The sequence below is a fragment of the Rhodococcus sp. OK302 genome (genome assembly GCF_002245895.1).
In the GTDB taxonomy this organism is placed as follows: Bacteria; Actinomycetota; Actinomycetes; order Mycobacteriales; family Mycobacteriaceae; genus Rhodococcus_F.
Window position 1 is genome coordinate 2,151,142 of record NZ_NPJZ01000001.1, and the last position, 13,019, is coordinate 2,164,160.

At 60.4% G+C, this 13,019-nt stretch carries 13 protein-coding genes; 8 read left to right on the top strand and 5 right to left on the bottom strand.

The window, feature by feature from the left end; translation table 11 throughout:
- Nucleotides 1-112 precede the first annotated feature (112 nt).
- The 6 genes from cycA to BDB13_RS10050 all read left to right on the top strand — a co-directional run bounded on the left by cycA (nucleotide 113) and on the right by BDB13_RS10050 (nucleotide 6,789).
- The gene (gene cycA / locus BDB13_RS10025; protein ID WP_094271510.1) at nucleotides 113-1,576 is read left to right on the top strand and encodes a D-serine/D-alanine/glycine transporter; all 1,464 of its coding nucleotides are present in this window, start codon (nucleotides 113-115) and stop codon (nucleotides 1,574-1,576) included.
- Nucleotides 1,577-1,698: 122 nt separating this feature from the next.
- On the top strand, nucleotides 1,699-2,478 hold the full coding sequence (locus BDB13_RS10030; RefSeq protein WP_094271511.1) for a M23 family metallopeptidase: 780 nt from the start codon (nucleotides 1,699-1,701) through the stop codon (nucleotides 2,476-2,478).
- Between the two features lie 262 nt (nucleotides 2,479-2,740).
- Complete coding sequence (locus BDB13_RS10035; protein WP_094271512.1) at nucleotides 2,741-3,634, top strand: universal stress protein; 894 nt, start codon at nucleotides 2,741-2,743, stop codon at nucleotides 3,632-3,634.
- A 153-nt stretch (nucleotides 3,635-3,787) separates the two neighbouring features.
- Nucleotides 3,788-4,828: an LLM class F420-dependent oxidoreductase gene (locus tag BDB13_RS10040; protein ID WP_094274812.1), complete on the top strand. Its 1,041-nt coding sequence runs from the start codon at nucleotides 3,788-3,790 to the stop codon at nucleotides 4,826-4,828.
- A gap of 389 nt (nucleotides 4,829-5,217) precedes the next feature.
- Nucleotides 5,218-6,105: a universal stress protein gene (locus BDB13_RS10045; protein WP_094271513.1), complete on the top strand. Its 888-nt coding sequence runs from the start codon at nucleotides 5,218-5,220 to the stop codon at nucleotides 6,103-6,105.
- Nucleotides 6,106-6,156: 51 nt separating this feature from the next.
- Complete coding sequence (locus BDB13_RS10050) at nucleotides 6,157-6,789, top strand: response regulator (RefSeq protein WP_094271514.1); 633 nt, start codon at nucleotides 6,157-6,159, stop codon at nucleotides 6,787-6,789.
- A 1-nt stretch (nucleotide 6,790) separates the two neighbouring features.
- Here the strand turns inward: BDB13_RS10050 and BDB13_RS10055 are convergent, their stop codons facing one another.
- From BDB13_RS10055 to BDB13_RS10075, 5 genes are all read right to left on the bottom strand, one after another.
- The gene (locus tag BDB13_RS10055; protein WP_094271515.1) at nucleotides 6,791-8,461 is read right to left on the bottom strand and encodes a sensor histidine kinase; all 1,671 of its coding nucleotides are present in this window, start codon (nucleotides 8,459-8,461) and stop codon (nucleotides 6,791-6,793) included.
- A 27-nt stretch (nucleotides 8,462-8,488) separates the two neighbouring features.
- A complete protein-coding gene (locus BDB13_RS10060) occupies nucleotides 8,489-9,184 on the bottom strand; it encodes a hypothetical protein (RefSeq protein ID WP_094271516.1) in 696 nt (231 codons plus the stop codon).
- A gap of 25 nt (nucleotides 9,185-9,209) precedes the next feature.
- Nucleotides 9,210-9,536 (bottom strand): cupin domain-containing protein, encoded by a 327-nt coding sequence (locus BDB13_RS10065; RefSeq protein WP_094271517.1) that lies wholly within the window; start codon nucleotides 9,534-9,536, stop codon nucleotides 9,210-9,212.
- An 88-nt stretch (nucleotides 9,537-9,624) separates the two neighbouring features.
- Nucleotides 9,625-10,131 carry a dihydrofolate reductase gene (locus BDB13_RS10070; RefSeq protein WP_094271518.1) on the bottom strand — a complete coding sequence of 169 codons (507 nt, stop codon included), beginning with the start codon at nucleotides 10,129-10,131 and terminating at the stop codon, nucleotides 9,625-9,627.
- Between the two features lie 2 nt (nucleotides 10,132-10,133).
- Entirely contained in the window at nucleotides 10,134-10,934 is an 801-nt protein-coding gene (locus BDB13_RS10075) for a thymidylate synthase (protein ID WP_254922777.1), read from the bottom strand.
- 37 nt (nucleotides 10,935-10,971) lie between these two features.
- Between BDB13_RS10075 and cobF the strand changes: the two genes are divergently transcribed.
- The gene (gene cobF, locus BDB13_RS10080; protein WP_094274813.1) at nucleotides 10,972-11,712 is read left to right on the top strand and encodes a precorrin-6A synthase (deacetylating); all 741 of its coding nucleotides are present in this window, start codon (nucleotides 10,972-10,974) and stop codon (nucleotides 11,710-11,712) included.
- A 79-nt stretch (nucleotides 11,713-11,791) separates the two neighbouring features.
- Nucleotides 11,792-12,973: a GGDEF domain-containing protein gene (locus tag BDB13_RS10085; protein ID WP_094271520.1), complete on the top strand. Its 1,182-nt coding sequence runs from the start codon at nucleotides 11,792-11,794 to the stop codon at nucleotides 12,971-12,973.
- The last annotated feature ends 46 nt before the right edge of the window (nucleotides 12,974-13,019 follow it).

Sequence of the window (13,019 nt, forward strand, 5' to 3'; positions counted from 1 at the left end):
GCGCGCTCTGAGCCATTGCGCGCGTACTTTAGGAGGGCACATTTTTCCGAGGTTGGTGTGGCGGGCAGCATTCGATGCCTGTGCGCGAGCCGAATGACCAGGGGGATCCTCCGTGTCCGACGACGTGAACCGTGTTGAACTGTCAAAACCTGCAGGTGACGATCCCCACTTGTCGCGGCAACTTTCCAACCGCCATATTCAGCTGATCGCCATCGGCGGCGCTATCGGCACCGGCCTGTTCATGGGTTCGGGCAAGACGATCTCGCTGGCCGGACCGTCCGTGATCTTCGTTTACATGATCATCGGCTTCATGCTCTTCTTCGTCATGCGGGCGATGGGGGAGTTGCTGCTCTCCAACATGTCGTACAAGTCGTTCTCCGACTTCGCGGCCGATCTACTCGGCCCGTGGGCCGGCTTCTTCACCGGTTGGACTTATTGGTTCTGTTGGATTGTCACCGGCATCGCGGACGTGATCGCGATCTCGGGTTACTTCAAGTACTGGTGGCCCGGGTTGGCCGCGTGGATTCCCGCGTTGCTCACGATCGCCGCGCTATTGCTGTTGAACCTGCCGACGGTCAGGGCCTTCGGTGAGGCCGAGTTCTGGTTCGCGCTGATCAAGATCGTTGCCATTGTCGCGCTCATCATCGTCGGCATCGTCATGGTCGTCTCCGGCTTCACCGCACCCAACGGAGCCACATCAGGCATCGACAATCTGTGGAACGACGGCGGCATGTTCCCGACCGGATTCATGGGCTTCGTAGCCGGATTCCAGATCGCGGTGTTCGCGTTCGTGGGTATCGAATTGGTGGGTACGACGGCGGCTGAGGCAAAGGACCCGGAGAAGAACCTGCCCAAGGCAATCAACTCCATCCCGATTCGTGTGCTGCTGTTCTACGTCGTCGCACTGACCGTCATCATCGCGGTGACGCCGTGGCGGGAGATCGAGGCGGGCAAGAGTCCGTTCGTTGCAATGTTCACCCTCGCGGGACTGGGGATGGCGGCTTCGGTCATCAACTTCGTGGTGCTGACGTCGGCGGCATCGTCGGCCAACTCGGGCATCTACTCCACCTCGCGGATGGTGTACGGCCTCGCGCAGGAGGGCGACGCACCGAAGGCGTTGGGCAAGCTGAACTCCCGCAAGGTTCCGGCGAATGCCTTGATGTTCTCCTGCATCTTCCTGCTCGCGTCGTTGATTCTGCTGTTCTCGGGCGACTCGGTGATCGAGGCGTTCACTGTCGTGACGACTATTTCAGCGCTGCTTTTCATGTTCGTCTGGACCATCATCCTGGCCAGTTACATGGTGTACCGGAAGCGTCGCCCGCATCTGCACGCTGCGTCGAAGTTCAAGATGCCCGGCGGAGTCGTGATGTGCTGGGTCGTACTTGCGTTCTTCGTCTTCATTTTGTGGGCTCTGACCACGAAGGACGACACGCTGCAAGCGCTCATCGTGACACCGGTCTGGTTTGTCGCACTGGGTATCGCCTGGGCGATTATCCGTCGTCGGCCCGCTCACCGGGCTCGATACGACGCATTCCGTGCAGAACTCGACGCCAGTCGGCAGTCGGACGAAAAATAAGTTTGGTCAAGAACGTGTAACGGTAGCGGTCACCTTGATCAAACTGTTACATTCGTCGGCAGACAGAGGAGCGGTCTTCACTTGAAGATCGCTGCAGGCCGACGACTGACGGAGTACACACTGTGGGCAACCACCACCGCACGGGCAATTCCAATGTTGCATTCGAGATCGATCCTGATGCAGCAAACGGACGCCACCGCGTTCCGTCGGCTGGGCCGGGCGCCGGCGTCAAGGCGGGTGTCGTAGCTGCGGCTACCGGTGCACTTCTTGTCGGCGCAGGACAGATGGGTGCCGGTACTGCTGCGGCAGCGCCGGCCACCCAAAACATTGCCGGATTCGAGATTCCGCAGGGACTGCTTCCCGTCGGGCTCGAGATTCCGGCTGGACTGTCGAGCATGCAACTGCCGGCATTGTCCAGCATCGAACTTCCCCCGCTCCCGGACGTCTTGGCGCAGGTCAACGAGCAGGTGCAGCAGTTTACGGGCTCGGCCAATCCACTCTCGTCGACCAGTGAGACAGTGCAGCCGGTTTCCGGAACACTCACTTCCGATTTCGGCTCCCGCTGGGGCGCACATCATGGCGGCCTGGACATCGCCGCTCCGATCGGCACCCCGATCCGCGCTGCAGCATCCGGCCAGGTCATCGACGCCGGTCCCGCCTCGGGCTTCGGCTTGTGGGTGCGCGTGCAGCATGACGACGGTGCCGTCACCACCTACGGACATGTCAATGACTACCAGGTCAACGTCGGCGAGCGTGTCAACGCCGGGCAGCAGATCGCGACAGTCGGCAACCGTGGCCAGTCCACCGGCCCGCACCTGCACTTCGAAGTAGCCGAGAACGGTGCAAAGGTTGATCCCGCCGCGTGGCTGCGCGCCCGCGGAGTATCGCCTACCTGGGCCTGAAAAACGCTGGCCTGAAAAACGCTCTTTTCCACTGCGGTGGTACCCGGACTTGCTCCGGGTACCACCGCAGTTTTTTGTTTGCCGCAGTTCGTGCCTTCCGATGAAATAGTGGAAGTTCCACGCGCAGATGCCACTTCGGTTATCCGTCAACAGTTTTGAGGGACGTATCCTCCGGATCTGCATAGTCGACCCAGAAGACATGCGGTATTTGTGATGGTTACAGTAGAAAGTGGCTCGATAACTTCTTACGGAAGGTGGGCACATGAGTTCACGCGAACACAACAATGTTGTCGTCGGAGTAGACGGGTCGGACACGTCGTCCAGCGCGCTACGCGAAGCTGCAAAGATTGCCGCGCAGCGCGAATTGCGTCTCGATATCCTGCATGCACTCGACTTTGCACCGTACGGATTCGGCGGACCGTACATCGATGCGGGTGGCGTTTACGAATGGATCGAAGAAGCAGGCAAAGAAGTCCTGGCCGAAGCCGAGAAGTTTGCCCGTGAGGTCGCACCCACAGTGACCATTCACAGTGAGATCGCGATCGGCAGTCCGACGCAGTGGCTGTTGGAGAGTTCCGCAAAGGCGAGGCTCGCAGTCGTCGGACCGTCGTCGTCCGGTAAAGCTGCCACGGCCGTACTCGGCAATACCGCAGTCGGTGTGGCGAGCCACGGTAAGTGCCCTGTGATCGTCGTTCGCGAACGCGACGGCGTCGTACCGACCGACGGTCCTGTCGTGGTGGGTGTCGACGGCAGTGCTCTGAGTGCTCAGGCAGTGGGCGCGGCGTATGAGGAAGCGTCGTTCCGCGGCGCAGAGCTGGTGGCCGTTCACGTGTGGAGTGACCTCGGAACTGCAGCGTTCGAGGATCCTCGCGCCGCCGCGCTTGCTCCGCAGTCGTTCGAGGAAGAAGAGCACGCGGTATTGAGCGAAAGCCTGGCCGGATGGTGTGAGAAGTATCCCGAGGTTGTCGTACGACGCGAGATCTACCTCGACAATCCGCGTGGACGCCTCCTCGAGTGGTCCGCCCGAGCGCAGCTGGTTGTTGTCGGTAGCCGTGGTCGTGGCGGTTTCCGCGGAATGCTTCTCGGATCGACCAGCAACACGCTGATCGCCAACGCACAATGCCCGGTGATGGTGGTTCGTCCCGAGGATTCCTGAAGTTTGTGGCCTGGCCCGTTCATTTCGGTCATCGAATACGAACGGGCCAGTCACATGAATTTGGACTCATGTTCCGTAGTGTTCGGGTGAGTAATGTTCGGCGTGAGGTGTGCCTGCAGCACACTCGGCAATCGTCAGGATTGGGGTTACAACGTGCGTATCGGTATGGGATTGAACTACAGCGGCGGGTTCGCTGAAACAGTAGAAGAGGTCGGTGACCTCGAAAAGGCAGGTTTGGACATTGCCTTTGTCCCCGAGGCTTACTCGTTCGACGCTGTCAGCCAGCTCGGTTACCTGGCGGCCAAGACGTCGACCATCGAGCTTGCCTCCGGCATCTTCCAGATCTACACCCGCACGCCGTCGCTGACCGCGATGACTGCCGCCGGCCTCGACTTCGTGTCCAACGGACGTTTTGTCATGGGCATCGGTGCTTCCGGCCCGCAGGTGATCGAAGGCTTTCACGGCGTCAAGTACGACGCTCCGCTGGGGCGCACCCGCGAGGTAGTCGAAATCTGCCGCAAGGTGTGGCGCCGCGAGAAGGTCGAGTACCAGGGCAAGTATTACCAGGTGCCGCTGCCGGCCGAAAAGGGCACCGGGCTGGGCAAGCCGCTCAAGCTGATCAATCATCCTGTGCGCGAGCGCATCCCGATTCTGATCGCATCGCTCGGTCCCAAGAACGTGGAACTCACCGCGGAAATCGCCGAAGGCTGGGAACCGATCTTCTTCCACCCGGAGAAGGCGGCAAGTGTGTGGGGCGAACCGATCGCCAAGGGTAAGGCCAAGCGCGATCCCAGTCTCGGTGAACTCCAGGTCTACGCATCCCCGGCGTTGGCCATCGGCGACGACGTCGACCACATGCTCGACTGGGTGCGACCCAGCCTCGCCCTCTACATCGGCGGCATGGGTGCCAAGGGCAAGAACTTCTACAACGACCTTGCCATCCGCTACGGCTACGAGGAAGCTGCCGCGAAGATTCAGGATCTCTACCTCGCCGGCAAGAAAGAGGAAGCAGCAGCGGCCGTCCCGGACGAGTTGGTACGTGCTATCTCCCTCATCGGACCCGAAAGCTACGTCAAGGAACGCGTCGCAGCATTCGCGGAAGCCGGCGTCACCACCCTCAACGTCACCCCGTTGGCGGCTGATCGAGCGGGCCGTGTCGCGCTGATCGAGAAGTTCCGGAAGATTTGTGACTAACTGCTGTGTGCCTTTCCTAACCGCCCGCGGTTAATAAAGGCGCACAGCAAGGGGGACTTTGTGCACTTATGAGGCAATTGCTTGTCCCCCTATCGTGAGGTGTGTGGCCAAGGTTTGTTCGCGAACCCGCCACAACCGGCCTCGTTGACGCCCGTCAGGGATGTTGGCGGGGCCGTCGCCGTGTTCGGGTTGCGCCGTCAACTTACGAACAGGACCGTCATGTCCGATTCGGGACCCTCTGGTGTTGATGACCCTATTTGCGGTACTCGAGCAATAGTGTGAAGGCAATAGTGTGGTGGCAATAGTGTCGTGGCGGAGAACTCCGTAGACGAACTCCGCAACACCGCGCGCTGCGCAGTGTCGAACAGTCTGATCGTGAAGGGACGAACATGAGTGCAAACCAACCCGTCGTCGTAGCAGTGGACGGTTCCGAGTCCGCGTCGTCGGCAGTTGTGTGGGCTGCTCACACGGCCGCGACATTGGGCCGTCCCCTTCACATCGTGACGGTGGTGCATATCCCGGCGTTCTACTACTCCGAGCCGTATCTGGCCGAGAGTTTCAAGGAGGAACTGCACCGCACGGCACGCGCGCGTCTCGACAGCGCCAAAATTCTGGCTCATCAGAGCGTCGACGGCGATCTCGAGGTTGTGACCGAGCAACTCACCGGTAGCGTCTCCGATTCGCTGATCGAACTGTCGAAGCGCGCCTACCTGGTGGCGTTGGGTCCGCGTGGGCACGGTGAGTTCACCGGATTGGTCGTCGGTTCGGTGACGGTTTCGCTTGTCTCGCACGGTGAATCGCCGGTAGCGGTGGTTCGGGGACGGACGTTGGACGGCCACCCGCCCACCGAGGGGCCCGTCGTGGTTGGCGTGGACGGTTCCGAGAACAGCATCGAAGCTATCGAGCATGCTTTCGAGCAGGCCTCGGCGCGTGGAGCCACACTCATTGCAGTCAACGTGTGGAGCGATGTCAGCGTGCAGCCTTCGCTGGGCGCAACTCCGGACGATCCGCTGTGGAGCAGCATTCAGACCGGAGAAGAGGTGGTTCTGGCCGAGCAGTTGGCCGGGTTCACCGACCGGTACCCGGACGTTGTGGTCGAGCGTGTGGTGGCCCGGGATCGCCCGGTGCGAGTGCTCAGCGAATATGCCGAGACGGCACAGTTGATCGTTGTCGGCAGTCGCGGGCGCGGTGGTTTCGTGGGAATGCTCCTCGGCTCGACCAGTCGGGCGCTTCTCCACACCGCCGACTGCCCGGTACTGATTGTGCGGCACAAGTAATACGCATTACGCGTTGTTTCCGATCGATTCAAAATTCCAAGAAGGGCTTCAATGACTACGCGCGTGTTCCTGGTCGACGATCACGAGATCGTCCGGCGTGGACTGTTCGATCTACTCGGCGGCGTCGAGGATTTCGAGGTGGTCGGTGAAGCGTCGTCGGTACGGGAAGCCATGGCTGTGATCCCACAGCGCAACGTCGACGTCGCGGTCCTCGATGTGCGACTGGCCGACGGCAACGGCGTCGAGTTGTGCCGTGACCTCCGGTCGATGCTGCCGGATCTGCGGTGCCTGATGCTGACGTCGTATGCCGACGACGAAGCCCTGCTCGACGCCATCATGGCCGGCGCTTCGGGGTTTGTGCTGAAGCAGATACTGGGCACGGATCTTGTTGCGGCAGTGCGCACTGTGGGTCTGGGTGGTTCCTTGCTGGACAGCCGGGCCACCGAGGCATTGATGCAGCGCATCCGTAGCGAGCGCACGGCTGACCCCTTGGCCGAACTCTCCGATCAGGAACGTGCGGTGTTCGACCTCATCGGGGAGGGGCTGACCAACCGCGAGATCGGCGCCCGACTCTTCTTGGCGGAGAAGACAGTCAAGAACTATGTGACGCGACTGCTCTCGAAGTTGGGTATGCAGCGCAGAACTCAGGCCGCAGTACTGGCTACCGAGCTGCGAAGCAAGTAGCTCAAGGTCTCTCGCGTCGCAGCGGCACCCGCCACACCAAGCGGGTGCCCTGCGGTTCGCGGTTGCCGATTGTGCAAGTGCCACCACAGTGTTCGGCACGTCGTTCCAGATTGTGCAGCCCGCTTTTATGTACGCCCTCGGGGATGCCGTTGCCGTCGTCGTCGATGGTGATCGCGAATTCGAGATTGGCAGTCACCGAGATGGTGATGGTGTCGGCCTGCGCATGACGCAGCACGTTGCTCAGACCCTCGCGGAGCACTGCTTCGGCATGCGGATGGATGCCGGCCTTGACCAGCGTGTCGATAGCACCGGAGAACTGCACACTCGGCGTGACAGCCGATTGTGCTGTGGCGTCGGCGATTACGTCGAGGAGGCGTCGACGCAAGCTTGTCGAGTCGGCGGTGGCCGGTGTCTGGAGATCGAAGATGGTGGTGCGGATTTCACGGACCGTCTGGTCCAGTTGCTCGAGCGACCTGGTGACGATGGCGCGTGCGGAGGCCGGGAGGCTCGAATCCGGCAGGGTGCTCTGCAGGCTCATCCCACTGGCAAACAGGCGCTGAATGACGTTGTCGTGCAGATCGCGGGCAATGCGATCGCGGTCTGCGAGCACCGACAGTAGGCGTTGTCCGCGTTGTTTGCGATCGAATTCAATTGCCACGGAGCCTAGCTCGGCCATCGATTCGATTCGAGTGAGCTCGTCCGGCTCCCACATCGTGTTTGTGGAATCAGAGGCGATCAGAAGTGCGCCCACCACGCCTGACGCAATGGTCATCGGTGCAAGGACGGCGCTGACGGCCGTGGGGACCAATTCCGCTACAGCTCCGAGGTCCGTGAAGACCTGCACCTTGTGCGTTTGCCGAATAATGTTGAAAGGGTATGTGCCTGCCGGAATTCGCACTCCCCGCGAAGTGGGTCGAGCACTGGCGGCAGTGTGGACCTGAGCGTAGCCGTCTTCACAGATGACCACGATGACGTCGTCGGCGCCCGTCAGGTCGCGGACGCGAGTGGCGAGAAGTTGCAGGCCGTCTTCGAGGGAGTCGCCGGCCAGCAATCTCGTCCGTACGGCTGACATTGCGGTGAGCCATCTTTCGCGGGTCCGAGACTGTTCGAACAGGCGAGCGTTCTCGGCCGCCATTCCGGCTGCGATGGCGAGGGCCTCGAGAATGACCTCGTCTTCTTCGGTGAACTCTGCAGCGCCGCGCTTCTCGGTGAGGTAGATACTGCCGAATACCTCGCCGCGCATCATGATCGGTGCACCCAGGAAGCTGTCCATCGGAGGGTGATTGGCAGGAAAGCCGACAGATTCCGGATGCGCACCCAAATGTGGGACTCGCAGCGTCTTAGGATCGTTCATGAGGACACCGAGCACACCGTGGCCCTCCGGGAAGTGTCCCATCGTTTGCCGCAGGGGTTCATCGATGCCCTCGTACACGAACTCGGCCAGGCCGCCGCCGCACGCACGCACGCCCAATGCTCCGTACCGGCAATCCAATACGGTGGTTGCTGCCGTGATGATGCGCTGCAAAGTCAGATCGAGATCGAGACCGGAACCGACAACGAGAACGGCTTCGAGAAGCCGGTGGAGCGTCGGGATATCGGCGTCGGTCTGAGCAAGTCGCTCCAGTACCTCACCGAAAGTTCGTGTCGGACTGTGGCCCGAAGAATCGATCATTAGCGAAGCATATCGGTTCGAGAGTGCTCAGATTGCCCGAGTTCGCTCGTCCCACCACTGTTTCCAATGATGTTCGATCTCCGTGAACTCGTCGTCGCTGAGATCGTAGGTGGCCAGAAGGATTTGGAGTCCTGTCTGGGGGCGGTGCGGGCCGGTGGGCTGCGTTGCGCAGACCAATAATCCGGGACCAAGGTCTTCGATTGTCACTCCTGTTTGCAGGTCGCTCACGTAGTCGACGACGCCTTCGGCGTAATCCCCGGGTGCCAGGGTGGCGTTGTAGCGAGTGCCGGGCACCGCTGCGACGGAGTCGAGTCCGAGAACAGAAGCAGCTGTTTCGCCGGGGCGGAGTGGGCCGTCGAAGTAAATCGTTCTGCGCTCGGCCAATCCGTGGTGCTCGACGCCGAACTTCAAGAAATGCAGGAAGGTTGTCCAACCCTCGGTGACGTCCGCGAACCACTCGTCGTCGGGGCGTCGAGGTGGGCGAGTGATACGGACGATCGTAGTGCCGTTATTTTCGATGAGGGAGAATTGATCGCCGTTGCCGAGTGTCAGGGTGAACGCATCGGGATCGGCTTCAGCCGTGGAGTAGATGTACTCGATCTCGTCGTCGAGTTCGTCGCAATCCCAGCCGTGCCAACGCCGAATCAATGCGGGATCGATGAGCGCAGGCCACAGGGCAGCGCGCGGTGATACGACGGACACTTCGATTACCGTTTCGGTCACGGAACGAACGGTACCGGTAGCGGAATTACATTGCGACGGTCAGCAGGAATGCGACGTCTTCGAGTGCCTCGACACTGTGGCGCTGGGCCGGGACGGAGAGGAAATCTCCGGTGGAACCCTTCCACTGATCGTCGCCGCAGATGAGGTTGAGTTTGCCGCTGAGCACCAGCAACGTTGCTTCGCCGGGGCTGTCATGCTCGGCGAGACTCTTGCCGGCACTGAGCGCGATTACTGTTTGCCGCAGGCTGCGCTGATGGCCACCGTAGACGGTTTGGGAACTGCGGCCGCTGCTGGCAGTTGCCGCCAGCTTCAACTGTTGGCGAGCGAGGGCTGTCAGTGACTTCTTGTCCATCGAAGACCTCTCGGGGTTGCTGCGATCATCTCGGTTCCCCGAGTATGACCGACGCGCGTCCGGCGTGCCTGACGAACGGACTAAGTGATCAGCTAGTCGATTCGTGGCGTGAGTATTCCAGCCAGCGGAACCGGAGCCCGCTTTTTTCCGACGTCTGCCACGGCTCGTCGGAACGCAGTGTCCACTCGGGTCCGACGACGGGAGCGTACGCGTCGCCGGCTATGTCGAGGTCAATTTCGGTGACGAGTAGCTTGGTTGCGAATGGCATTGCTGCCGAATAGATTTGACCGCCGCCAATGACGCAGACGTCGGCGTCCGATAATGCCAGTGCGTCATCGAGACTGTGAGCAGCTTCGGCGCCGTCGGCAGCCCACGTGGCGTCGCGGGTGACAACAATATTTCGGCGACCACTGAACGGCCGGAACTTGGGCGGTATGGAATCCCACGTCAACCGGCCCATGATCACCGGATGGCCCATGGTGACATTTTTGAAATACGTCATGTCCTCGGAGAGGCGCCACGGAATGGTGTTGCCTTGGCCGATGACACGATTGTTCGCCTGAGCCCAGACGAGCGTGACTGCGCGGTCGCTCATGATCAGACTGCGACCGGTGCCTTGATAGCCGGATGATGTTGGTATCCAAGGATTTCGACGTCCTCGAAGGTGTAGTCGAAGATGGAATCGCGCTTGTTCAATTTCAATGTCGGGAGGTCGAGTGGCGTGCGGCTGAGCTGCTCGGTGACCTGGTCGATGTGGTTGTCGTAGACGTGGCAATCGCCGCCGGTCCAGATGAACTCACCCACGTCGAGACCGGCTTGTTGCGCCATCATGTGCGTGAGGAGTGCGTAGCTGGCGATGTTGAACGGGACACCGAGGAACATGTCGGCGCTGCGCTGGTACAGCTGGCACGAGAGTTTGCCGTCGGCGACATAGAACTGAAAGAACGCGTGGCACGGAGCGAGCGCCATCTGCGGAATATCGGCCACATTCCAGGCGGAGACGATGATGCGTCGGGAATCGGGATTGGACCGCAGGGTTTCGACGGTCTGCGTGATCTGGTCGATGTGCTCACCGGACGGAGTGGGCCAGCTGCGCCACTGGACGCCGTAGACGGGGCCGAGTTCGCCGTTCTCGTCGGCCCACTCATCCCAGATTTTGACGCCGTGCTCGTGCAGCCAGGCAATGTTGGAATCGCCGCGCAGGAACCACAGCAGTTCGTTGACTATCGACTTGAGGTGCACCTTCTTGGTGGTGACCAAGGGGAAACCGTCGGCAAGATCGAAGCGCATCTGGTGACCGAAGATGCTGCGGGTGCCGGTGCCGGTGCGATCGGCTTTGGGAGTGCCGGTCTCCATCACGAGTTTCAGCAGGTCTTCATAAGCGGTGGAGACAGTCACGGTCAACAGTCTAGGGCACGCGCGATAACCTCCTTCAATGCATGAACTCATTGTGATCGGCGTCGGCGCTGGTGATCCCGATCAAGTGACGATCCAAGCTATCAAGGCCATGAACAGGGCCGATACGTTTTTTGTGATCGGCAAGGGGAGTGAAAAGCAGGATCTGGTGGACCTGCGAACCGGGATTCTGCACGAGCATGTGACCGGCGAATACCGGATAATCGAGATCACCGATCCGCCGAGAGATCGGACACCTTCGGACTACGAAGGTGTTGTGGACGACTGGCACGACCGTCGCGCATCGATTTTCGAAGAAAAATTTGCGGCCGAACCCGGTGTCGGTGCGATCCTCGTCTGGGGCGACCCGTCGCTCTACGACAGCACCCTGCGCATCGTCGAACGGGTTCTTGCTCGCGGCAATGTCACCTTCGACTACTCCGTGATTCCGGGAATCACCAGCGTCCAATCCTTGGCAGCGCAGCACCGAATCGTGCTCAACCGCATCGGCGAACCGATCCACATCACCACCGGCCGCAATCTTGCCGACGGGTTGCCCGACGGTGTCGACAACGCCGTCGTGATGCTCGACGCGAACTGCACCTTCACCGAAGTTGCCGGCGAGGACGTCGAAATCTGGTGGGGCGCCTACCTTGGCACCCCCCACGAAGTATTGATCGCCGGGAAGTTGCGCGACGTGGAAGATGAGATCGTGCGAGTGCGGGCCGAGTTGCGTCAGCGGCACGGCTGGATCATGGACACCTATCTAGTGCGTCGCTGACGCACGTTCGGTTGGGCCGAAGTTCGTTCTACTTGTCCGTTGTGTCACAGCAATGGAGTAGCACACCTATGCTTTGCGCATGACGTGGTTCGGACCGGGCGGTCGGCAAGTGATCGTGCCGGTTCGGCGTAGAACGCCGCAGGCAGACTGGCGAACTGCACTGGGACTGCTTGTTCAGTGGTTCAACCGTCCGGACCCGTTCGACACTTTCACGCGCTACATCGCGTCGAAAGGCCTCGAACTGTGGGGGCGCTTGCTGCTTATCTGTTCGTTGCTGTCCGTCGCAGTCACCATGGCGCTACTTCGATTCAGTGACCAAGGTATCCACAACGAGGTAACCAGTGTCATCAACGCGATGATTATTGTTGCCACACTCTTGATGATCATCCCGTTCGTGTGTATCCCGACTTTCACTCGACGATGGTCGTATGTCTTTCTCGTGTATGCAGAAATCGGTGTGCCGGCAGGCATATTTCTCAACAAGAATCCGCTGGTCGGATTGCTTCAATGCAGCGTGTTCGGGCTTTTCGGCGCGTATATCGCGTTCTTTCACAGTTCGCGGGTGCAGACCGCACATATGATTTTTGCTGTCATAGTCCTCCTGGTGATCGGGTACCAGGTTGCGGAGTACACGGATCCGGCGCTAGCCGTATCACTCGGTTTCCTCATCTTCTCGAGCATCACGGTGGTTCCCTTCACCTGTCAGTTCATGCTCTCGTTATTGGGTACCGACGCGGAGAATTCCGAACTCGATCCCCTCACCGGATTGCTTAATCGGCGAGGATTGCAAAGAGCCGTCGACGAGCGAGGAGTGGCAACTACTCCACCGCGTGAGGCGTCGTACGTGGTCGCGATCGTCGATGTCGACAATTTCAAACGCGTCAACGACACGTTGGGTCATGAGGCGGGTGATCAAGTTCTTCGTGAGTTGGCAGAGCGACTGCGAGAGTGCGGTGGCAGCCACGCACTGGTCTCTCGATTCGGAGGGGACGAATTCGTCCTGGTCGATACGGTCTTGGCAGGCTCTGAGCAACGACTCGAGGAGGAATTCGCGCGGAAGTTACGTCTCGACAATCGCGATCCAATTGTCACAACCAGCGTCGGTATCGCAATTGCATCGACAGCTCGACTGACTCTCGATGCAGAAGGAGTACTGGCAGAGCTATTTCGGATCGCAGACGAAGCCATGTACCGCGCGAAGTCGTCGGGCGGCGACCAGGTACTTCTGTGCCACAGCTTCGGCCAGGCGGCGACAGACTAGCGTCGACTCGGTACCGGAGTTTTCCGAAGCCGGGCCGGGCACGGTC

What these genes read in the sequence shown, in the direction of transcription:
- BDB13_RS10085 (WP_094271520.1), top strand. Translation starts at nt 11,792, where the DNA reads ATGACGTGGTTCGGACCGGGCGGTCGGCAAGTGATCGTGCCGGTTCGG.
- BDB13_RS10070 (WP_094271518.1), bottom strand. Translation starts at nt 10,131, where the DNA reads ATGAGCGACCGCGCAGTCACGCTCGTCTGGGCTCAGGCGAACAATCGT.
- BDB13_RS10065 (WP_094271517.1), bottom strand. Translation starts at nt 9,536, where the DNA reads ATGGACAAGAAGTCACTGACAGCCCTCGCTCGCCAACAGTTGAAGCTG.
- BDB13_RS10045 (WP_094271513.1), top strand. Translation starts at nt 5,218, where the DNA reads ATGAGTGCAAACCAACCCGTCGTCGTAGCAGTGGACGGTTCCGAGTCC.
- cobF (WP_094274813.1), top strand. Translation starts at nt 10,972, where the DNA reads ATGCATGAACTCATTGTGATCGGCGTCGGCGCTGGTGATCCCGATCAA.
- BDB13_RS10035 (WP_094271512.1), top strand. Translation starts at nt 2,741, where the DNA reads ATGAGTTCACGCGAACACAACAATGTTGTCGTCGGAGTAGACGGGTCG.
- BDB13_RS10055 (WP_094271515.1), bottom strand. Translation starts at nt 8,461, where the DNA reads ATGATCGATTCTTCGGGCCACAGTCCGACACGAACTTTCGGTGAGGTA.
- BDB13_RS10050 (WP_094271514.1), top strand. Translation starts at nt 6,157, where the DNA reads ATGACTACGCGCGTGTTCCTGGTCGACGATCACGAGATCGTCCGGCGT.